Raw genomic sequence first — 18363 nt, forward strand, 5'->3', positions numbered from 1 at the left:
CGGGCGGTTCAAGCGGCCGCTGCCGCCGAAGGCGCCCAGCCCAGCACCACCCGGCGGGTGTTGGCGCTCTTCTTCTCTATCTTGGTGACGATCACGGCGCCGATCTCCGCGGTGTTTGCAACATGCGTGCCGCCGCAGGGCTGGAAGTCGATCTGGTCGGCGCCCTCATTGCCGCCGCCGATGCGGATGGTGCGCACCGTGCCCGTGCCGCGTGGCGGCTGCACGCTCATGCTCTTGACCAGCGCCGGGTTGGCGTCGAGTTCCTCGTCGGTGATGGCGCCCACGGTCAGCGGGTGGGCCGCCTCGACCAGCCTGGCGAGGCCGGCGGTCAGCGCTTCCTTGTCGAGCGGGTCGGTCATGTGGAAGTCGATGCGCGCGTACTCGGGCGTGATGGAGCAGCCGTTCACCGGCACCGGCACGAGGTGGCACATCAGGTGGGAAGCGGTGTGGAAGCGCATCAGCCGGTGGCGGCGCTCCCAGTCGAGCCGGGCGGTGACGGCGTCGCCGGGCTTCAGCGCGGCCAGCAGGCCGGCCTGGCCCTCGGCCGGCACATGGATGAATTCGTTCGTCGGCTGGCCTTCTTCGTTCTTCGCCTTGCGGGTGTCCGCAATGGCCAGTTCGCGCCCGTCCGCCAGAACCAGGACGCCGGTGTCGCCGGCCTGGCCGCCGCCCAGTGGATAGAACACGGTGCGGTCCAGCACGATGCCGGTGTCATCCATGCGCAGGATGCGGGCTTCACATGTGCGCAGGTAGGCGTCGGCGCGGAACAGGTCTTCGGTCATCCGGCGATGGTAGCGGCGATGCGCCAATGAGGTGCGCCCACGCCATAAAGCGCCCACGACCGACACCGGCCGCGCGGGCAGGCCGGCGATGATCCGACCGCCATGCGGCATCGGCCGCTCAAGGAACACGCATGAAGGCACCGCAGCAAGTACCCACCCGCACCGCATCGCCCTTTTCTTCGGCCTCTCCCGCCGCGGCAGTCCTGGCCGTGGGCGCCGCGCTGTTCCTCGCCGGCTGCGGCGAGTCCGCCAAGCTCCCGCCGGAAGTCACGGTCGGGCCGCGCCCGCAGCTGGCCGAGCCGAACAAGACGCTGATTCCCACGGTGAACGTCGCCCCCGCGGTCGGCTGGACGGACGTCGCCATGCCGACGCCGGCCGAGGGGCTGAAGGTCACGGCGCTGGCGCGCGGGCTCGACCATCCGCGCTGGGTCTACACCCTGCCCAACGGCGACATCCTGGTGGCCGAGAGCAACAAGCCGCCCAAGCCCGGCGGCGGCGCCACCGACGGCGGCGACGGCCCCGTCGCCAAGATCCGCAACTGGGTCATGGGCAAGGTCATGGGCCGCGCCGGTGCCGGCGTGCCCAGCGCCAACCGCATCACCCTGCTGCGCGACGCCGACGGCGACGGCGTGGCCGAGGTGAAGCAGGTCTTCATGACCAACCTGATGTCGCCCTACGGCATGGTGCTGGTGGGCAACGAGCTCTTCATCGCCAACGCCGACGCGCTGGTGAAGGTGCCCTACACCGAAGGCCAGACCTCCGTCAGCGCCAACCCCACGCTGGTGACGCAGCTGCCCGCCGGCATCAACCACCACTGGACCAAGAACGTGATCGCCAATGCCGACGGCAGCAAGCTCTACGTCACGGTCGGCTCCAACAGCAACATCGGCGAGAACGGCCTCGCCGCCGAAGAGGGCCGCGCCGCCATCTGGGAGGTCGACACGAAGACCGGCGAGAAGCGCATGTTCGCCAGCGGCCTGCGCAACCCCAACGGCATGGGCTGGGAGCCTGAGACCAAGGTGCTGTGGACCGTGGTGAACGAGCGCGACGAGATCGGCAGCGACCTCGTGCCCGACTACCTCACCTCGGTGAAGGACGGCGCCTTCTATGGCTGGCCCTGGAGCTACTACGGCGGCATCGTCGACGCGCGCGTCGCGCCGCAGAACCCCGCCATGACGGCCAAGGCCATCGCGCCCGACTACGCGCTGGGCTCGCACGTCGCGCCGCTCGGCATGGCGTTCTCGCGCCCGGGCGGCATGCCCGAGCAGTTCGCCAGCGGCGCCTTCATCGGCGAGCACGGCTCGTGGAACCGCAAGCCCAAGTCGGGCTACAAGGTGGTGTTCGTGCCCTTCATCGGCGGCAAGCCGAGCGGCCCGCCGGTCGACGTGCTCACCGGCTTCCTGTCGCCCGACGAGAAGGCGCAGGGCCGCCCGGTGGGCGTGGCGCTGGACAAGAGCGGCGCGCTGATCGTTGCGGACGACGTGGGCAACGCCGTGTGGCGGGTGTCGAAGGCGAAGTAGCTTTCTTCAGCGCCGCGGGCGGGCGATGCGGTAGAGCCGGTGCCGGCGCAGCGGGTGGCCCTCGGGTACCAGCGGGTGGTCGAATGCGCCACCCACGTCTTCATGCATGCCGATGCGCTCCATCACCGCCGCCGAGCGGGTGTTGTTCCAAGCGGTGAAGGCGACGATCTCGTCCAGCGCCAGCCGCTCGAACCCCACCTGGAGCGCTCCGCGCGCCGCCTCGCTCGCGAAGCCCTGCCCCCACCACTGCCGGGCGAAGCGCCAGCCGATTTCCACGCACGGCGAGAACGGCAGGTCCGCCAGCGGCGAGTTCAGTCCGGTGAAGCCCATGAACGCGCCCGACTCGCGGTGCTCCACGGCCCAGAAGCCCCAGCCGTTCGCGGCGATGAGCGCGTGGATGCGTTCGACCATCGCATCGCTGTCGGCGCGCGTGGGCAAAGGCAGCAGGAACTCCATCACCTGCGGGTCGCAGGCCAGCTCGAAAAACGGCGCGAGATCGCTCTCGCGCCATTGGCGCAGGCGCAGCCGGGGCGTGTCGAATTCGATGGTGTCCGCAGTCATGCCGCCGATTGTGGCGCAGGGCAAATACATCACGTCGTGATATATTCGCGGCCCCTGCGTTTTCTCCCGCTGCCATGGCCACATCCGCTCGCAAGCTCGCCAAGAAAGACTTCGAGGCGCTGTCCCAGTTCCGATACCAGATGCGCCGCTTCGAGCGCTTCTCCGAGCGTGCCGCGCAGGCCGAGGGCCTGACGCCGCAGCAGTACCTGGTGCTGCTGCACATCAAGGGCGTGCCCGGGCGCGACTGGGCCTCGGTGGGCGAGATCGCCGAGCGCCTGCAGCTGCAGCCGCACGGCGCGGTCACGCTGGTCACGCGCTGCGAGGCGCTCGGGCTGGTGCAGCGCCGGCCCAGCGAAACCGACCGCCGCCAGGTCGAGGTGCACCTGCTCGACAGTGGCGAGAAGCTGCTGCTGCGGCTGGCCGAACTCCACCGTGCGGAACTGCGCTCGCTCCAGGGCGTGTTCGACGTGCCGCAGATCGATCTGCCCGACGCCGCATGAACATCATGACCACCAAGGCTTCCCACTCCCACCCGCCGCGCGGCGACTTTGCGCTCAATACGCGGCTCATGCGCATCACGGTCATGGCCGCCGTGATCGGCGCCATCAGCACGGTGGCCGCGCGCGTGCTGCTCGACCTGATCCGCTTCTTCACCAACCTGTTCTTCTTCCAGACCTTCTCGCTGGCCGAGCGCTCGCCGGCCACGAACACGCTGGGCGCGTGGGTCATCGCGGTGCCGGTGATCGGCGGGCTGATCGTGGGGCTGGTCGCGCGCTATGGCTCCGACAAGATCCGCGGCCACGGCATTCCCGAAGCCATCGAGGCTATCCTGTTCGGCAAAAGCAAGATGTCGCCGAAGGTCGCGCTGCTCAAGCCGCTGTCTTCGGGCATCGTCATCGGCAGCGGCGGGCCGTTCGGCGCCGAGGGGCCGATCATCATGACGGGCGGCGCCATCGGCTCGCTCATCGCGCAGCACTTCCACCTCACCGCAGCCGAGCGCAAGGCGCTGCTGGTCGCGGGTGCCACGGCCGGCATGACGGCGGTGTTCGGCACGCCGGTGGCGGCCGTGCTGCTCGCCGTCGAGCTGCTGCTTTTCGAACTGCGCCCGCGCAGCCTGTTGCCGGTGGCCGTGGCCTGCGCGGTCGCGGGCTTCACCCGGCCGCTGCTGATGGACGCCGGCCCGCTGTTCCCGTTGCAGACGGCAGTGCCCGGCCCGCTCGCCATGCTGTCGTGCGTGGTCGCGGGCGTGCTGTGCGGCGCGCTGTCGGCGTCGCTCTCCCTCTCGCTCTACAAGGTGGAAGACTGGTTCGGCAAGCTGCCGCTGCACTGGATGTGGTGGCCGGCCATCGGCGGGCTCGCGGTGGGCATCGGCGGCTGGCTGCAGCCGCGCGCGCTGGGCGTGGGCTACGACGTGATCGGCGACCTGCTGCACAACCACCTCGCGCTCGGCGTGGTGCTGGCGCTGCTGGCGGTCAAGGCCGTCATCTGGGTCATCGCGCTGGGTTCGGGCACGTCTGGCGGCGTGCTCGCGCCGCTGCTGATGATGGGCGCCGGCCTGGGCGCGGTGCTGTCGCACCTGCTGCCGGGCAACGACCCCATGCTGTGGCCGCTGGTCTGCATGGCAGCCACACTGGGCGGCGTGATGCGCGCGCCGCTCACCGCCACCATCTTCGCCTTCGGGCTCACGCACGACAGCAACGCGCTGCTGCCGCTGCTCGCCACCTCCGCCGTGGCCTACGGCTTCACGGTGCTCACGATGCGACGCTCGATCCTCACCGAGAAGATCGCACGCCGCGGCTATCACATCTACCGCGAGTACGGCATCGATCCGCTGGAGCGGCATTCGGTGGAGGAAGTGATGACGCGCGAGGTGCGAAGCATCGACGCCGCGCTGCCGGTGACGCGCGCGCTGGCCGACTACTTCGGCGAAGGCCAGGCGCACCGTGCGTTCCCGGTCCTGCGCAACGGCGCGGTCGTCGGCGTGGCCGACCGCGCAATGCTGGCGGCGCAAGGCACGCGCGACCCGGTCGCCACTGTGGGCGACGCCTGCGCCGACCTGCCGCTGTACTTCGCGCTGCCGGGCGAGAACTGCCGCGCGGTCGCCACGCGGCTCGCGCGCCACCGGCTCGAGCGCATGCCGGTGGTGAAGGACGCGCAGTCGCTCGCGCTGGCCGGCATCGTGGCGCGCAGCGACCTCATCAAGCCCTCGCTCGCGCACTTCGACGAAGAAGAAATACGCGAGCGCGTGCGCGGGCTGCCGTGGCAGTCGGGCTGAGCCAGCTCAAAAGCCCGCCAGCACCACCTTGCCCTGTGCCTTGCCGCTCTCGATGAGCGCATGCGCACGCCGCAGGTTCGCCGCGTTGATGGTGCCGAAGCTCGCGTTCGCCGTGGTGCGCACGCGGCCCGCGTCGACCAGCCCCGCCACCTCGGCCAGCAGCGCGCCTTGCTCGGCGATGTCCGGCGTCTCGAAGCGCGAGCGCGCGAACATCATTTCCCAGTGCAGCGAAATGCACTTGGTCTTCAGCGGCATGGCGTCGAGCATCTTCATGTCGTCGATCACCGCGAGCTGGCCCTGGGGCTTGAGGCTTTCGATGATCTGCGCGTAGTGCTGCTCGGTCTGGGTGAGGCTGGCGACCATGTCGACCTCGCCGATGCCCGCCGCCTTCAGCTCTGCCGCCAGCGGCTTGGAGTGGTCGATGACGGTGTGCGCGCCCAGCGCCAGGCACCATTCGCGCGTCTCGGCGCGCGAGGCGGTGGCTACCACGCGCAGTTTGGTGAGCTGGCGCGCCAGCTGGATCAGGATGGAGCCGACACCGCCCGCGCCGCCGGTGATGAGCAGCGTCTGGCCTTCGCCGCCGCCCTTGGGCACCTGCAGGCGGTCGAACAGCAGTTCGTAGGCGGTGATGGTGGTCAGCGGCAGCGCGGCGGCCTGCGCGTCGTCGAGGCTCCGGGGTGCGAGGGCGGCGATGCGTTCGTCGACCGCATGCAGCTCGGCATTGGCGCCCGGGCGGATGATCGAGCCGGCGTAGTACACGCGGTCGCCCACCTTGAAGTTCTTCACGCCGCTGCCGACCGCCTCGACGGTGCCGACGGCGTCCCAGCCCAGCACCTTGGCCTGGCCGGCTTCCGGCGCGGCGTTCTTGCGGACCTTGGTGTCCACCGGGTTGACCGACACCGCCTTCACGCGCACCAGCAGGTCGCGCGGGCCGGCCTGGGGCGCGGGCAGCTCGATGTCCTGCAGCGATTCGGGGTTGTCGATGGGGAGGGGCTGGTAGTAGCCGACGGCTTTCATGGCAATGGCCTTTCAGTGACGATGCGTCGAATGTAGGATCGCAAGGCCGGTTTGATAAGACGGCCTGGAACAGCAACACTTTCAAATGAAGATTGAAAATATCTCCGACCTGCAGGTGCTGGTGCACACTGCGCGCGGCGGCACGCTCACCGCTGCGGCGCATGCGCTGGGCATCACGCCGGCGGCGGCCAGCGCCACGCTCAAGCGGCTGGAGGCCCAGCTCGGCGCCCGGCTGTTCGAGCGCTCGACCCGCGCGATGCGCCTCACGCCGCAGGGCCAGACGCTGCTCGACTACGCGGTGCGCGCCTTCGAATTGCTGGACGAGGGGGAGTCGCTGGTCACCGCCGACCGCGGCGAGCTGGTCGGCACGCTGCGCGTGGCTTCGCCGTCGGACCTCACGCGCAGCACGCTGCTGCCGTGGTTCGACGAATTCCTTGCCTTGCACCCTGGTGTGCAGCTGTCGCTGTCGGTGGGGGACCGGCCGCTGGACGTGATGCGCGACGAGGTCGACGTGGCGCTGCGCTATGGCGCGCTGGCCGATTCGCGGCTGGTGGCGCGGCCGTTTGCGCTGACCAACCCGGTGTTGACCGCTTCGCCCGGCTACTTGCGCCGCCACGACGCGCCGAAGGTGCCGCAGGACCTGGCGCATCACAACTGCCTGATCTTCAACCGTTCAGGGCGGCGGCATCGGGTCTGGCGGTTTGCGCAGAACGGGCAGTGGACGGAGGTGCGGGTGAATGGCAACCGCAGCGTGGACGATGCTTCGCTGGCGCGGGAGTGGACTGTGGCGGGCTACGGCGTTTCGCTGAAGTCCGCGCTGGATGTGCGGGAGGACATTCGCGAAGGGCGTCTCGTGCGGCTCCTGCCTGATTGGGAGACGGAGCCCTATCCGCTGCATGCGCTGTTGCCGAGCGGGCGGTTCGTGCCGGCTCGGGTTCGGGCGTTCGTCGACTTCCTGGGGTTGAAGTTCGAGGCTTTGCTGGCGGTTGCCTGAGGTTTGCGTTCCGGGGCCGGGACTCGCCCCGGCGGGCGACCTACGTTTCTTTGCTTCGCCAAAGAAACGTAGGCAAAAGAAAGGCGACCCCACTGTCTGCGTCCCTCCGCTTCGCTGCGGGCAACCTGCGGTGCTCGCGTTTCGCGGGGTCTCGCCCAAACTCGCTGCGCTCAGACAAGGGCGAGCCCTGATCCGCGAAACGCTGCGCTCCTCGGCGCAGCCAGAGGGGAGAGGAGCCCACTCGGGCCTTTGCTTCGCTCGGCCCTTGGGTTCCGTTACCTTTTCTTTTTTCAGATCATCGGAGTGACTGCGCCGTCCATCGCGACGATCGCGCCGGTCACGTAGCTCGCCTTCGGCGACGCCAGGAACACCACCGTGTTGGCGACTTCTTCCGGTGTCGCGATGCGGCCCAGCGGCAGCCTGGCCTTTGCGCGTTGGAGCGCCTCTTCGGTGTCGATGCCCTGCAGCCTGGCATCGGCTTTCATGCCTTCCTGCAGCCGTTCGGTCAGGGTGAGGCCGGGGTTCACGGCGTTCACGCGCACGCCTTTGCCGGCATAGGCGGCGGCCATGCCTGCGCTCACGAGCATCAGTGCGGCGTTGGCGGCGCCGCCGGCCATGTGCACGGGGCTCGCGACTTTGCCGCCCTGGCCGATGACGTTGACGATGGCGCCGCGGCCGCGCTGGCCCATGCGCCTGACCACGGGGTGGATCATGTGGACGTAGGTGAAGTACTTGGCGTCCATCGCGTCGTGCCATGAGGCGGCGGTCAGCTCGTCGGGCGGGGTGCGGCGGGCGGCGCCTGCCGAGTTGACGAGCACGTCGACGGGGCCGAACACTTGCTCGGCCGCGTCGAGCGCGGCCTCGGCGCCGGCCGGGTCCTTGAGGTCGGCGGCATGCACCGACACGCGGCCGTCGGCCTGGGCGAACGAGTCGATCAGTGTCTTCTTGCCCCGCTCCAGGTTGCCGAGCTCGCGCGAGACGAGGCTCACGCGGGCGCCTTCGCGCAGGAAGCCGAGCGCGCAAGCCAGGCCGATGCCCTTGCTGCCGCCGGTGATGAGTACGTGCTGGTCCTGGAGCTGGAGATCCATGAAGAGGTCCTTGGTGGAGGGGGTGGCGCGATTGAAGCACCGCCGTTAAACCCCTGCACGCGCGCGGCCCTATGCCGCGCCTTGCGGACCTCCGGCCGCCTTGCTCAGCGGCGTGCCGCCGCCTCGGTCAGCGGCGTGCCGCCGCGTGGCGCAGCGGCTCGGGCTCCAGCGCGCCGGGCGCGGTGTCGGTGGCGTCGCGCAGCTGGCCGTCGCGGTCGTGGTGCACCAGCAGTTGGCGCGTGCGCTGCCAGGTCGACAGGCGCGCGGGCGGCACTTCGATGTAAGAGGCCAGCGCGAACAGCGACGACTGTTCCTGGTCGGGCGGCGACTCGCGCTTCTGCTGGCGGCGGCGCCACGGCGCCATCGCCAGCATCGACACCAGGATCGCGCCGATCACCAACGCGTACAGCCCCAGCAGGTGCAGCACCTCCGGCTGCGAGCGCGCGCCCAGCACATAGGGCCATGCGTACCAGATGGCGCAGAACCAGATGGCGATGGTCACGGCCGGGCGCAGCACGCGCAGCCACAGGTACATGGCCATCGTGCGCTGCCGCGAGCGGCCGTTGCCGAAGGCGCTCAGCGAGATGCGCGCGGCATCGATGATGGGCTCCTCCACCGCAGGCTGGCCCCAGGAGGGGCGGCGGCTCGGCGGCGGCGTGTCGTGGTCGGTATCGGGAAAGCGGCTGTGGGTCATTGTGTCTTCATGGGGCATCGGAAACTCCTCGGTCAGGGCTCGTCCACACCGCGCGCTTGCCGCGGCGGCGTATCAGGGCTTTGGGCAGGGCGATGACGGTGGTCGCCATCGTGATAGTCCAGAAAGCGATCGGGTACCAGATCGTTCCTGCGAAATAGCGCATCAGGTCGCGGTCGTAGCGGCGGTCGATCCACAGGCTCAGCAGCATCTGCAGGATGCAGGTCATGGCCAGCAGCGTGCCCTGCCAGTGCGGCAGCAGCGCGGAGTGCCAGGCCGACTCGATCGGCAGGAAAGGCCGAGCCAGGCTGACCACGAGCACCGCCGCCATCGCATAGGCCCAGACGACGCTGGTCATGTACTCGGCATACACCAGCCACATGCGCCAGTTGCGCGGCTTCAGGATGCTGGTGGTGTTGCGCAGCATGGTCTGAATGCCGCCGATGGCCCAGCGCTGGCGCTGCTTCCAGAGACCGCGCAAGGTCTCGGGCATCAGGATCCAGCACAGCGCGCGCGGCTCGAAGCGCAGCTTCCAGCCGCCGAGCTGCAGCTTCCAGCTCATGTCGATGTCCTCGGTGAGCACGTCGGGGCTCCAGAAGCCCACGTCGATCACCGCGCGGCGGCGGAACATCGCGATCACGCCCGACACGGTGAACAGCGTGCCCACCAGTTGCTGCGAGCGCTTGATGAGGCCGATGATCGAAGAGAACTCGCCCACCTGCATGCGCCCGAGCAGCGTGGTGCGGGTGCGGATGCGCGGGTTGCCCGTCACGGCGCCGATGCGCTCCGACGCCAGCATGGGCCGCAGCATCCAGGCGATGGCGTCCTCGTCGACCAGCGCGTCGCCGTCGATGCCCAGGATGTATTCGCCGCGCGCGAGCTGGCAGGCGGTGTTGAGCCCTACGGCCTTGCCCTGGTTGCTGGCGTTGTGGATCACGCGAAGCCGGCTGTATTCCTTCGTCATCTCGTCGAGCAGCTCGCCGGTGCCGTCGGTGCTGCCGTCGTTCACGGCGATCACCTCGTAGTTCGGGTAGCGTGTGCGCATGAGCTGCTCGATCACTTCGCGCAGGTGCGGCGCCTCGTTGAAGCAGGGCACCACCACCGTCACCAGCGGGCGCGAGGGCAGCAGGTCGAGCGGGTTGACATCGACGTCGCGCTTGCGCTCGAACACCCAGGCATGCGAGAGGCCGCCCGCCATCCACACGTAGGCCATGAAGAACGGGTAATAGAAGACGAAGCCGAACAGCAGCGACGGCAGCGTCTGCGCAAGGAAGTGGCTGGTGGTCATGGGGTCCGCTCTCCGTGCGCCGGTGGTGATGCTTGTGGTGCCTGGGGTGGCGTGGTCTCGGCGGCCGACGCGCGCAGGGCCCGCGGCAGCAGCGTGCGGACCGAGATGGCGCGGCGCACCACGTCGAGCGAGGGCTGGTTGTTGAGGAAGTCGTCGGGGTAGTAGCCCAGGTGGCGCACGCCGGCGCGCTGCAGCAGCGTCCATTGCCGGGCCAGTTCGGCATCGGCCACGGGCTTGCCGGTGCGCCAGTCGCGCGCCTGCAGTTCGAACACGGTGCCGTCCAGGCCTCTTGGCGTGTCGGCCGCGCGGCGCGCCAGGCGGGCGAGCCAGGCGTCGGCGTCGGCTTCCTGTTCCATGCGCGGCATGGCCATCAGCGCGACGTAGTCGTAGGCGGCGAGCGAGGCTTCGTAGTTCTGCGCGAACCACTGCTCGGCCTGGGGCTCGAGCACCGGGCGCGCGTAGAGGTTGCGCGCCGTTTCCAGCGCGGGCCGCCAGGCGCCCAGTCGCGCGGCCAGCTCGTGCGTGAAGTCGATCAGGTAGCGCGTCTTGGCGGCGCTCCAGCGCGCCGCCAGCGCCGGGTCGGCGCGGATCGCGGCCACGTCGGGTGGCAGGCCCCACTTCGCATAGGCGGCGAGCGCGGCGGGGCTTGCGTCCTCGTCGTCGGAGAGCGTCGCGTCGTCGTGGAACAGCACGCCCTCGAAGAATGCGTGGCGGCCCAGGTCTTCGTAGATGTCGCCCACCAGCGTACGCACCGCGGGGTCGAAGGGCGTGAGGCGGTGGTAGCGCCCGGGCGGCATCGTGCCGCCCTGCGCCATCACCGTGTGCGTGGCCAGCGGGTTCGACGCTGGCAGCCGGAAGGCCGTGACCGGCATCCATGCGTACACCTTCACGCCGGTGCGGGTGCGCAGCTGCCAGGCGGCGCGGCTGAACAGGTCGGCGCGCATCGGCAGGTGGCGGTTCGGGAAATACAGCGCGTCGGCCACGCCGTCGCCGTCGGGGTCGGCGTAGGCCTGCAGGAACACCGAGCGCGGACGCACGGCGGCCACGCGGTCGATCAGCGCCGACAGGTTGCGCTCCTGCTGGGCGGGGTCGGGGTCGTACACATAGTCGAGGTCGACATGCATCACGCGGTTCACCGGCCGCACCTCGCCGCCCACCGGGCTGCGCAGCAGCTGCGCGTAGTCGGGCGCCTTGTTGTCGTACGCGGCAAGCGCGCGGCGGATGCGCGTGAGCGGCACGGCCTGCGTGTTGGCGCCGTCGTCGAGCGTGAAGGTGATGGGCATGCCGGCGCGCTTCGAGGCTTCCAGCGCGGCCGTGTTGTAGGCGCCGTAGGGCCACACGGTGGCGCGCACCCTGGCGCCGGTGCGCGCCTCGATGATCTCGCGGCTGCGACGCAGGTCGGCCTCGATGCGGCGCACGTAGGTCTCGTCGTCCTCGTAGCGGCCGGTCTTCGGGTCGTAGCGGTGCGTGGCGGCGGACGGCAGCATGTTGCCCTGCGGATTCGCGAGAACGCCGGTGTGCATCGCGTCGGTGTGGCTCGCGAACTCGACCAGGCCGGAGCGCGCCATCTCGGCCGCCTCGGGCCACAGCAGGAAGTTCTCGCGCGGCGCGGGCTTGTCGCCCCAATGCACCAGCTGGCCTTCGGGCACGTCTAGCCAGCTCGTCACCAGCGCGAACAGCGCGGGGTAGTTGAAGCGCTTGAGCAGCGGAAACACCTTGGTGTAGGCGCTGCGGTAGCCGTCGTCGAAGGTCAGCAGCACGGGCTGCGAAGGCAGCGGCTTGCCGCCGGCGCGCGCGTCGACGATCTGCTGCAGGCTCACCGGGTGGTAGCCGTTGTACTGCAGCCAGGCGAACACCTCGGCCAGGGTGCTGTCGTCCACGGCGGTCTCGTCGGGCGACTGCTCGAAGCTGGCGCGCACGCCGGTGCGCACGTCGTGGAAGGACAGCACGCGAAAGCTCAGGCCGTCGTCGGGGTCGGCGGGCGGCAATGGCTGCGCGAAGGCGGGGAGCGCCAGCGCGGATGCCGCCGCGATCACCAGCCACAGCATGGCCGCGCGCAGGAAGGTCATGGGGTTGTTGTCGGTCGTTCGCATCACTGCAGGGGCATCGAGAGGTTCAGGAAGACGCCGCGCTGTCGCTCGCGCACGCCGTCGTAGGGATGGCTGGAAATGCTCAGGCCGTAGCGCAGCGTGAACTTGGGGCCGAGGTCCCAGCGGTGCTCGTAGCGCAGGCTCCACAGTGGGCCGCTGCCGAAGCCGGCCTGGCGGTAGTTGCCGCCCGTGAGCTCCACGGCCTGGAAGAACTGGCGGTCGTCGCGCTTCCAGTTGAGCCACTGCGCGCGCACCGCCAGTTGCACGGTGCTGTCGCTCGACGGGTTGAAGTAGGGCGTGTCGATGTCGCGGCCGCGGCTGGTGCCGGCGCCCAGACGGGTCTCGAGCTGGAAGCGCGGCGTGCTCACCCAGCGTTCGCGCCAGCCCAGCTCCAGGCCGTTGCGCAGGTTGCCGTCGCTGAAGTCCAGGCGCTGCCATTGCAGGTCGAAGCGGCGCGATTCGTTCACCACGTAGCCCACGCTCGCGCCGGTCTCGCGCGCGCCGATGCCGGCGACGCGGGCCTTCCACGGCAGCTCCTTGCTGTCGCCGTCGTAGGTGGCCGAGAGGCGCCATGCGTCGCCCGCGCGGTAGTCGACGCGGCCCGCCACGCTGTTGCGGTAGGGGCCGCTGTTCGCGTGCTGCAGCACGCCTTCGGCCAGCCACCGGCCCTGCTGCCAGCCCAGGCCCAGGCCGCCGCGCGCCCAGTTGGCGTTGCCGATGTCGGTGGTGCCGCGGCCCAGCGTCTGGTCGTAGAACACGCGCCACTGGTCGTCGATGAGGCCGGAGCTGAGGCGGCTGTCGATGCGCCACTCGCGGTTGGCGATGGCCGCGCCGCCCGACGAGGCCTCGGCGTCGACATCGAGACGCGGACCGGTGGCGGCGCGGCGCTTGCGCTCCACGTCTCGCACCTCGGCGGCCTCGGGCACGTCGGCCGCGAGCGACTCTGCGCGTTCGCGGGCCTGGCGGAATTCACCGGCGTCGAGCAGTGCCTCGACATGGCCGGCGCGCGCGCTGATGTCGTAGGGCTGGTCGGCGGCCTGTGCCTCGAAGCGCGCGACGGCGGCCTCGGGGTGCTCGCGCAGCCGCTCGGTCTGGCCCGCGCCGTAGGCGTAGCCGGCGTTCAGCGGCGCTTCGCCGGTCAGCGTCGAGAAGCTCTGCTGCGCGAGTGCCGCGCGGTCGGTGTAGAGCTGCAGCAGGCCGCGCATGCCGCTCACGTCGGTGTACTGGCCGTTGGGCCGGCCGGCTTCGGGCGAGAGGCGCATCAGCGCCGGCGTGGCTTCTTCGAGCCGCTTGAGCAGCGCCTCGGCGTCCTCGAAGCGGCCGGTGTCCTGGTAGGCGTAGATCAGGCCGAAATACAGGTCGTCGGGCATCGGCAGGTCGGCGCCACCCTTGGCCACGGCCGCTTCGTAGAGCGGCACGGCGTCTATCGAGCGGCGCTCCTGCGCGAAGGCGCGGGCCGCGGCACCGAGGCCCCAGAAGGGCAGGTCGGTACCGGCAGCGCGCAGCGATTCGTAGAGCGCGATGGCATCCGCGGGGCGGCCACGCTCCACCAGCGCCAGCAGCCGGTCGGCCAGCAGCCGCACGCGCAACTGGCGCCATGCGTCGGCATCTTCCGGCGCGGCCTGGGCGGCCGATGTGTCTAGCCGGGCCAGCGCGGTTTCCTCGTCGGCCAGCACGCGGTCGAGTGCCGTCAGGCGCGACGCGCCCAGGCGCTGGTCGCGTTCCTCGATGGCCCAGCGCAGCCGCTGTGCCAGCGCCTGCTGCTGCAGCGTCGACAACGCCAGCGGCGAGAAGCTGCCGGGATGCGCGCGCTCGGCGGCATCGGCGTCGTCGAACGCGGTCGATGCGGCGCCGCTGTCCGCGAGCAGGAAGTCGGTTTCGCGGCGCAGGTCGCGGCGCTCGGGCCGCAGCGCGCCGGCCTCGGTGTAGGCGGCGAGCGCCTGCAGCGGTTGCTTTTCGGCGCGCGCCACGGCACCGCGCAGCTCGAGCAGGGCGACGCGGTCTTCGACCTGCGGGACCGGTTGCCGCGCGAGGGCGTCGTAGATCGCCTTGGCGCCGGCGACGTCGCCGCTGTCGAGCTTCCAGAAAGCTTCGTGGATGCGCGGCTCGCGCGCTTGCGGCTGCCGTGCGCGCCACCGGGCAATGACTTCGCCCTGCAGCGACAGGTCATGCGTGCGGCGCGCGGCCAGCGCGAGCGGGCCCAATGCATAGTCGTTCAGCGAGGCGAGCGGAACCTGGCGGGCGAACGCGATGGCTTCGGCGAACTGGCTGTCGGTCGCCGCGATGGCCACCGCGTCGGACACCACGCGCCGGCGTTCGGCGTCAGTGAGCGGCGCGGCGAGCCAGTCCTTCAACTGCTGCAAAGCCTGCGCGGCGCCGATGCGGTCGGCGCGGCGCGCTGCGATCAAGGCGTCGTGCTGCTGCGCGCCATAGGCCGCCGATGGGTTGGCCGCGGGTGCGGTGGCTGCGATGGGCGGATTCGCGAAGGCCGCGGGTGAAGCACCCATGGCCAGCGCGCAAACGATCGGGGGAAATCCTCGTGCTGCTTGTTCGAGGTGACGAGACAAGGCGCAGGCAAGCGCCGACGGACGCCCACCCAAGACCGTGCCTCCAGCTTTTTTCTGGATGAACACTCTGCTCCCTTAAATTGCGCCTTTTGCGCGGCCTGGGGCCGCCGCAAAAGCCGAACTCCCGGCCCCGAATGCGTCAGGACCGAAAGCTCCATGAAAAATTGAATCTGCAATCGACTCTAGATAGAACTGTTAACAAAAGCAAACTTAAGTGCCAAGAAACGGTTCTAAATGTGAATAGATTGGCGTTTTTGGGGTCAGCGTTGACAGGTTCTGTCAGACAAGCGCGCTCGGAAACGGCGGCACGCACGGCCTAAGATCGCGTGATGAACGCATCCACGGCCTCTTCGTTGCCCCGTTACTGGTCCCAGCTCACGACGCGCGATTTCGCGGGGCTGGACGCGGCTTCCACCGTCGCGGTGCTGCCGCTGGGCGCGACCGAGCAGCACGGGCCGCACCTGCCGCTGGGCGTGGACACGGTGCTGGCCGACGGCATCGTCGCCGCATCCTTGCCGCTGCTGCCGGCGGGGCTGCCGGTGCTGTTCCTGCCCACGCAGCAGATCGGCCTGAGCCCGGAGCACGCGCGTTTCGCGGGCACGCTCACGCTGTCGGCGCAGACGCTCATCCGCATGTGGAACGAGATCGGCGCCGGCGTGGCGCGCGCGGGCGTGAAGAAGCTGGTGCTGTTCAATGCGCACGGCGGCCACGTGGGCGCGATGGACATCGTGGCGCGCGAGCTGCGCGCGGCGCACGGGCTCATCGTCTACAGCGTGAGCTGGTTCAACCTGCCGCTGGGCGAGGCCGGCGAGCGCTTCAGCGCGCACGAGCATCGATTCGGCGTGCATGCGGGCGAAATCGAGACTTCGATGATGCTGGCGCTGACGCCCCAGCTGGTGCGCATGGGCGAGGCGCGCGACTTCAGCTCGACGTCGCAGCAGCGCTCAGCCGACTACGCGCTGCTGGGCAACGGCAAGAGCGCCAAGCTCGGCTGGGCGATGGAGGACTACAACGCGCACGGCGCCGCCGGCAACGCGGCCGCGGCCACGCCCGAGAGCGGCCAGGCCGTGATCGATGCGGCCGCGCGGCAACTGGCGCTGCTGCTGGCCGAGGTGTCGCGGCTGCCGTTGAGCACCGCCAACACGGGGCCGCTGCCGTAGCCCCGCGGCTCAGGAAGCGGCGCGCGCCAGCACTCCGGCGAACATGTCCGTATCGACATTGCCGCCGCTGACGCTAATACCCACCGTCCTGCCGCGCCAGCGCTCCTGCTGCTGCAGCGCACCCGCCAGCGCCGCCGCGCCCGCGCCTTCGGCCACGTTGTGCGTGTCGCTGAAGAGGATGCGCATGGCCTCGGCCACTTCGTCGTCGGTGACGGCGATCACGTCGTCGGCTTCGCGCAGGATCACTTCCACCGACTCGGGCACCGGCGTGCGGCAGGCCATGCCGTCGGCCAGCCGCGTGGTCACAGGCGACTCGACCGGCTTGCCGGCATGGAAGGAATCGCGGTAGGCCGTGGCGTGCGCGGACACCACGCCGATGAGCTTGGTCTTCGCCCCGCAATGCGCGCGCGCCGCGGCCGCGGCGGCAAAGCCGGAACCCAGGCCGATGGGCACGAACATCACGTCGGGCGGCGTGTGCGCCAGTGCGTCGAAGAACTCCACATAGGCCGTGGACACGCCGCGCACCAGTTCGCGGTGGAACGAAGGCACGCGGTGCAGCGCATCGCGTTCGGCCAGCAGCGCCGCGTGTTCGGCGGCGGCCTGGAAGTCGTCGCCATGCTCCACCAGCGTGACGCCGAGTGCGCGCATGGCCGCGTTCTTCTCGAGCGAGTTGCCGTGCGGCACCACGATGGTCGCGGCCAGCCCATGGCGCCGCGCGGCGAAGCCGACCGACTGGCCGTGGTTGCCGCGCGTGGCGCTGATGGCGTGGCGCACGCCGGGCTGCTCGCGCGCCAGCGTCTCGAAGTAGGTCAACCCGCCGCGGATCTTGAATGCCCCGGCCGGCGTGTGGTTCTCGTGCTTGGCCCACACGGTGGCACCCAGGCGCCGGGCGAGCAGCGGCCATGCGTACTGCGGCGTGGGCGGCATGGCCGAGCGCACGGTGCGCTGGGCGGCCTCGATCTCTTCTCGGGTGAATCTCATCGGAGGTCCTTGGCTATTTGCGTTCGGTCAGCGCCACACGCACCGCCAGCGCGGCCAGCACGCTGCCCATCACATAGCGCTGCGCGCGCAGCCAGCCCGCGCTTTGCGACAGCACCGCGGTGATGCTGGCGGCGCCGACGATCATCACGGTGTTGACCGCCGCGCTGGTCGCGATCTGGGCGGCGCCCAGCTGCATGCTCTGCAGCAGCACCGAGCCGCGCTCGGGATGGATGAACTGCGGAAAGAACGAGAGATAGAACATCGCCACCTTCGGGTTCAGCAGGTTCGTGAGAAACCCCATGCGGAACAGCCTGGCCGGCGGATCGGCCGGCAGCGCGCGGGCCTCGAAGGGCGCGTTGCCGCCGGGCTTGACGGCCTGCCAGGCCAGCCACATCAGGTAGGCCGCGCCGGCGATGCGGATCGCGTCGAATGCGAGCGGAACGGCCAGCAGCAGCGCGGTGAGGCCCAGCGCCGCCGCGAACAGGTGCACCAGAAAAGCCGAAAGCACGCCGCCCAGCGAGATGAGTCCGGCCCGGCGCCCCTGGATCAGCGTGCGCGATACGCAATAGATCATGTTCGGCCCCGGCGTGAGCGCCAGCAGCAGGGAGGCGAGGGCGAACCACGCGATTTCCGTGAGTGTCAGCATGATCGTCAGAGTCCTTTGGATTCGAGCGTGACGGGGCCGCGCGGCGTGTCGAGCAGCGCGACGAGATTGGGCGGGCCGGCATCGACGCGCATGTCCTGCATGCCGATGGCCGACAGGGCCGCCGCGAGGGCGGGTGCGCGCGGGTGCGAGGCCCGCAACGCGCGCATCGCAAGGCCGGACGCCGGCATCGCGTCGGTGGGGTGCACCGGTCCCCACTGGATCAGCGTGGGCAGCGCGCCGTAGAACAGCCGCTGGCCGTCGTCGCGCACGGTGATCTGCCATTCGAGCCGGCCGGCCGGCGTGTCGCGCGAGGCTTCGAGCAACTGGCCGCGGTCGATGTGCGCATGCTCTTCGTGCGCCAGGGCGCGCATGGCCGCATGCGCGTCGGGCACGCGCGCGACGAAATGGATCAGCCGCGGCCCCTGCCGGGCCAGGCCGGCCCGCAGTTCGTGGTCGTCCAGGTCGAACCAGCGGCGCGTGCCCGGCCGCGAGGGCTGCCGCCCGGGCTCGATCGCGATGATTTCCAGGTAGGCCGCCGGGAATGCATCGCTCGCGATATTCAGCAGCCGGTTGTGCGTGCCCATCAGCGGATGGGTGCCACCCGGCCCCGGCATGACGCCGAGCGTGGCTTCGCACCACGCCACGCCCTCGTCGAGCGAGGCCGCGGCGATCACGAGGTGGTCGAGTCGCGCACGCATGGCGG

The 18363-nt window shown here is 70.2% G+C and carries 16 protein-coding genes; 5 read left to right on the forward strand and 11 right to left on the reverse strand.

The window, feature by feature from the left end; translation table 11 throughout:
* Nucleotides 1-8: 8 nt before the first annotated feature.
* Nucleotides 9-782, reverse strand: a complete 774-nt coding sequence (locus WIX39_RS07765; RefSeq protein WP_409194803.1) for an alanyl-tRNA editing protein — start codon at nucleotides 780-782, stop codon at nucleotides 9-11.
* A 131-nt stretch (nucleotides 783-913) separates the two neighbouring features.
* Here WIX39_RS07765 and WIX39_RS07770 point away from each other — a divergent pair, with 131 nt between their 5' ends.
* Nucleotides 914-2302, forward strand: coding sequence for a PQQ-dependent sugar dehydrogenase (locus WIX39_RS07770; protein WP_409194804.1), 1389 nt, complete (start codon nucleotides 914-916; stop codon nucleotides 2300-2302).
* 6 nt (nucleotides 2303-2308) lie between these two features.
* Here WIX39_RS07770 and WIX39_RS07775 read toward each other — a convergent pair whose 3' ends face one another.
* Nucleotides 2309-2863 carry a GNAT family N-acetyltransferase gene (locus tag WIX39_RS07775; RefSeq protein ID WP_409194805.1) on the reverse strand — a complete coding sequence of 185 codons (555 nt, stop codon included), beginning with the start codon at nucleotides 2861-2863 and terminating at the stop codon, nucleotides 2309-2311.
* Nucleotides 2864-2937: 74 nt separating this feature from the next.
* Here WIX39_RS07775 and WIX39_RS07780 point away from each other — a divergent pair, with 74 nt between their 5' ends.
* On the forward strand, nucleotides 2938-3363 hold the full coding sequence (locus WIX39_RS07780; protein WP_081268311.1) for a MarR family winged helix-turn-helix transcriptional regulator: 426 nt from the start codon (nucleotides 2938-2940) through the stop codon (nucleotides 3361-3363).
* A gap of 5 nt (nucleotides 3364-3368) precedes the next feature.
* Nucleotides 3369-5138 (forward strand): chloride channel protein, encoded by a 1770-nt coding sequence (locus tag WIX39_RS07785; RefSeq protein ID WP_409196330.1) that lies wholly within the window; start codon nucleotides 3369-3371, stop codon nucleotides 5136-5138.
* Between the two features lie 6 nt (nucleotides 5139-5144).
* Here the strand turns inward: WIX39_RS07785 and WIX39_RS07790 are convergent, their stop codons facing one another.
* Entirely contained in the window at nucleotides 5145-6155 is a 1011-nt protein-coding gene (locus WIX39_RS07790) for a zinc-binding alcohol dehydrogenase family protein (protein ID WP_409194806.1), read from the reverse strand.
* An 85-nt stretch (nucleotides 6156-6240) separates the two neighbouring features.
* Between WIX39_RS07790 and WIX39_RS07795 the strand changes: the two genes are divergently transcribed.
* Complete coding sequence (locus WIX39_RS07795; protein WP_106935848.1) at nucleotides 6241-7149, forward strand: LysR family transcriptional regulator; 909 nt, start codon at nucleotides 6241-6243, stop codon at nucleotides 7147-7149.
* Between the two features lie 290 nt (nucleotides 7150-7439).
* On the opposite strand, the gene WIX39_RS07800 is transcribed toward WIX39_RS07795, so the two are convergent.
* The 5 genes from WIX39_RS07800 to pgaA all read right to left on the reverse strand — a co-directional run bounded on the left by WIX39_RS07800 (nucleotide 7440) and on the right by pgaA (nucleotide 14813).
* Nucleotides 7440-8237, reverse strand: a complete 798-nt coding sequence (locus WIX39_RS07800; protein WP_106935847.1) for an SDR family oxidoreductase — start codon at nucleotides 8235-8237, stop codon at nucleotides 7440-7442.
* 127 nt (nucleotides 8238-8364) lie between these two features.
* A complete protein-coding gene (pgaD, locus tag WIX39_RS07805) occupies nucleotides 8365-8949 on the reverse strand; it encodes a poly-beta-1,6-N-acetyl-D-glucosamine biosynthesis protein PgaD (RefSeq protein WP_081268315.1) in 585 nt (194 codons plus the stop codon).
* A complete protein-coding gene (gene pgaC, locus WIX39_RS07810; protein ID WP_081268316.1) occupies nucleotides 8939-10216 on the reverse strand; it encodes a poly-beta-1,6-N-acetyl-D-glucosamine synthase in 1278 nt (425 codons plus the stop codon). The genes pgaD and pgaC overlap by 11 nt, the downstream gene beginning before the upstream one ends.
* Nucleotides 10213-12285: a poly-beta-1,6-N-acetyl-D-glucosamine N-deacetylase PgaB gene (pgaB, locus tag WIX39_RS07815; protein WP_240204940.1), complete on the reverse strand. Its 2073-nt coding sequence runs from the start codon at nucleotides 12283-12285 to the stop codon at nucleotides 10213-10215. The genes pgaC and pgaB overlap by 4 nt, the downstream gene beginning before the upstream one ends.
* Before the next feature lie 23 nt (nucleotides 12286-12308).
* Nucleotides 12309-14813 carry a poly-beta-1,6 N-acetyl-D-glucosamine export porin PgaA gene (gene pgaA / locus WIX39_RS07820; RefSeq protein WP_409194807.1) on the reverse strand — a complete coding sequence of 835 codons (2505 nt, stop codon included), beginning with the start codon at nucleotides 14811-14813 and terminating at the stop codon, nucleotides 12309-12311.
* A gap of 389 nt (nucleotides 14814-15202) precedes the next feature.
* On the opposite strand from pgaA, the gene WIX39_RS07825 reads away from it, so the two are divergent.
* Nucleotides 15203-16033, forward strand: coding sequence for a creatininase family protein (locus tag WIX39_RS07825; RefSeq protein ID WP_106935843.1), 831 nt, complete (start codon nucleotides 15203-15205; stop codon nucleotides 16031-16033).
* 9 nt (nucleotides 16034-16042) lie between these two features.
* On the opposite strand, the gene WIX39_RS07830 is transcribed toward WIX39_RS07825, so the two are convergent.
* The 3 genes from WIX39_RS07830 to WIX39_RS07840 are packed head-to-tail and all read right to left on the reverse strand — an operon-like array spanning nucleotide 16043 to nucleotide 18358.
* Entirely contained in the window at nucleotides 16043-17014 is a 972-nt protein-coding gene (locus WIX39_RS07830) for a threonine dehydratase (protein ID WP_409194808.1), read from the reverse strand.
* Nucleotides 17015-17027: 13 nt separating this feature from the next.
* Entirely contained in the window at nucleotides 17028-17660 is a 633-nt protein-coding gene (locus WIX39_RS07835; protein WP_106935842.1) for a LysE family translocator, read from the reverse strand.
* A 5-nt stretch (nucleotides 17661-17665) separates the two neighbouring features.
* Nucleotides 17666-18358 (reverse strand): VOC family protein, encoded by a 693-nt coding sequence (locus WIX39_RS07840; protein ID WP_409196331.1) that lies wholly within the window; start codon nucleotides 18356-18358, stop codon nucleotides 17666-17668.
* Nucleotides 18359-18363 lie beyond the last annotated feature (5 nt).

The sequence above is a fragment of the Variovorax sp. AB1(2024) genome (assembly GCF_037482385.2).
Taxonomy (GTDB): domain Bacteria; phylum Pseudomonadota; class Gammaproteobacteria; order Burkholderiales; family Burkholderiaceae_C; genus Variovorax.

Excerpts from the sequence above, each read along its gene's own strand:
- WIX39_RS07765 (WP_409194803.1), bottom strand. The coding sequence starts at position 782 with ATGACCGAAGACCTGTTCCGCGCCGACGCCTACCTGCGCACATGTGAA.
- WIX39_RS07770 (WP_409194804.1), top strand. The coding sequence starts at position 914 with ATGAAGGCACCGCAGCAAGTACCCACCCGCACCGCATCGCCCTTTTCT.
- WIX39_RS07775 (WP_409194805.1), bottom strand. The coding sequence starts at position 2,863 with ATGACTGCGGACACCATCGAATTCGACACGCCCCGGCTGCGCCTGCGC.
- WIX39_RS07780 (WP_081268311.1), top strand. The coding sequence starts at position 2,938 with ATGGCCACATCCGCTCGCAAGCTCGCCAAGAAAGACTTCGAGGCGCTG.
- WIX39_RS07785 (WP_409196330.1), top strand. The coding sequence starts at position 3,369 with ATGACCACCAAGGCTTCCCACTCCCACCCGCCGCGCGGCGACTTTGCG.
- WIX39_RS07790 (WP_409194806.1), bottom strand. The coding sequence starts at position 6,155 with ATGAAAGCCGTCGGCTACTACCAGCCCCTCCCCATCGACAACCCCGAA.
- WIX39_RS07795 (WP_106935848.1), top strand. The coding sequence starts at position 6,241 with ATGAAGATTGAAAATATCTCCGACCTGCAGGTGCTGGTGCACACTGCG.
- WIX39_RS07800 (WP_106935847.1), bottom strand. The coding sequence starts at position 8,237 with ATGGATCTCCAGCTCCAGGACCAGCACGTACTCATCACCGGCGGCAGC.
- pgaD (WP_081268315.1), bottom strand. The coding sequence starts at position 8,949 with ATGCCCCATGAAGACACAATGACCCACAGCCGCTTTCCCGATACCGAC.
- pgaC (WP_081268316.1), bottom strand. The coding sequence starts at position 10,216 with ATGACCACCAGCCACTTCCTTGCGCAGACGCTGCCGTCGCTGCTGTTC.
- pgaB (WP_240204940.1), bottom strand. The coding sequence starts at position 12,285 with ATGACCTTCCTGCGCGCGGCCATGCTGTGGCTGGTGATCGCGGCGGCA.
- pgaA (WP_409194807.1), bottom strand. The coding sequence starts at position 14,813 with ATGGGTGCTTCACCCGCGGCCTTCGCGAATCCGCCCATCGCAGCCACC.
- WIX39_RS07825 (WP_106935843.1), top strand. The coding sequence starts at position 15,203 with ATGAACGCATCCACGGCCTCTTCGTTGCCCCGTTACTGGTCCCAGCTC.
- WIX39_RS07830 (WP_409194808.1), bottom strand. The coding sequence starts at position 17,014 with ATGAGATTCACCCGAGAAGAGATCGAGGCCGCCCAGCGCACCGTGCGC.
- WIX39_RS07835 (WP_106935842.1), bottom strand. The coding sequence starts at position 17,660 with ATGCTGACACTCACGGAAATCGCGTGGTTCGCCCTCGCCTCCCTGCTG.
- WIX39_RS07840 (WP_409196331.1), bottom strand. The coding sequence starts at position 18,358 with ATGCGTGCGCGACTCGACCACCTCGTGATCGCCGCGGCCTCGCTCGAC.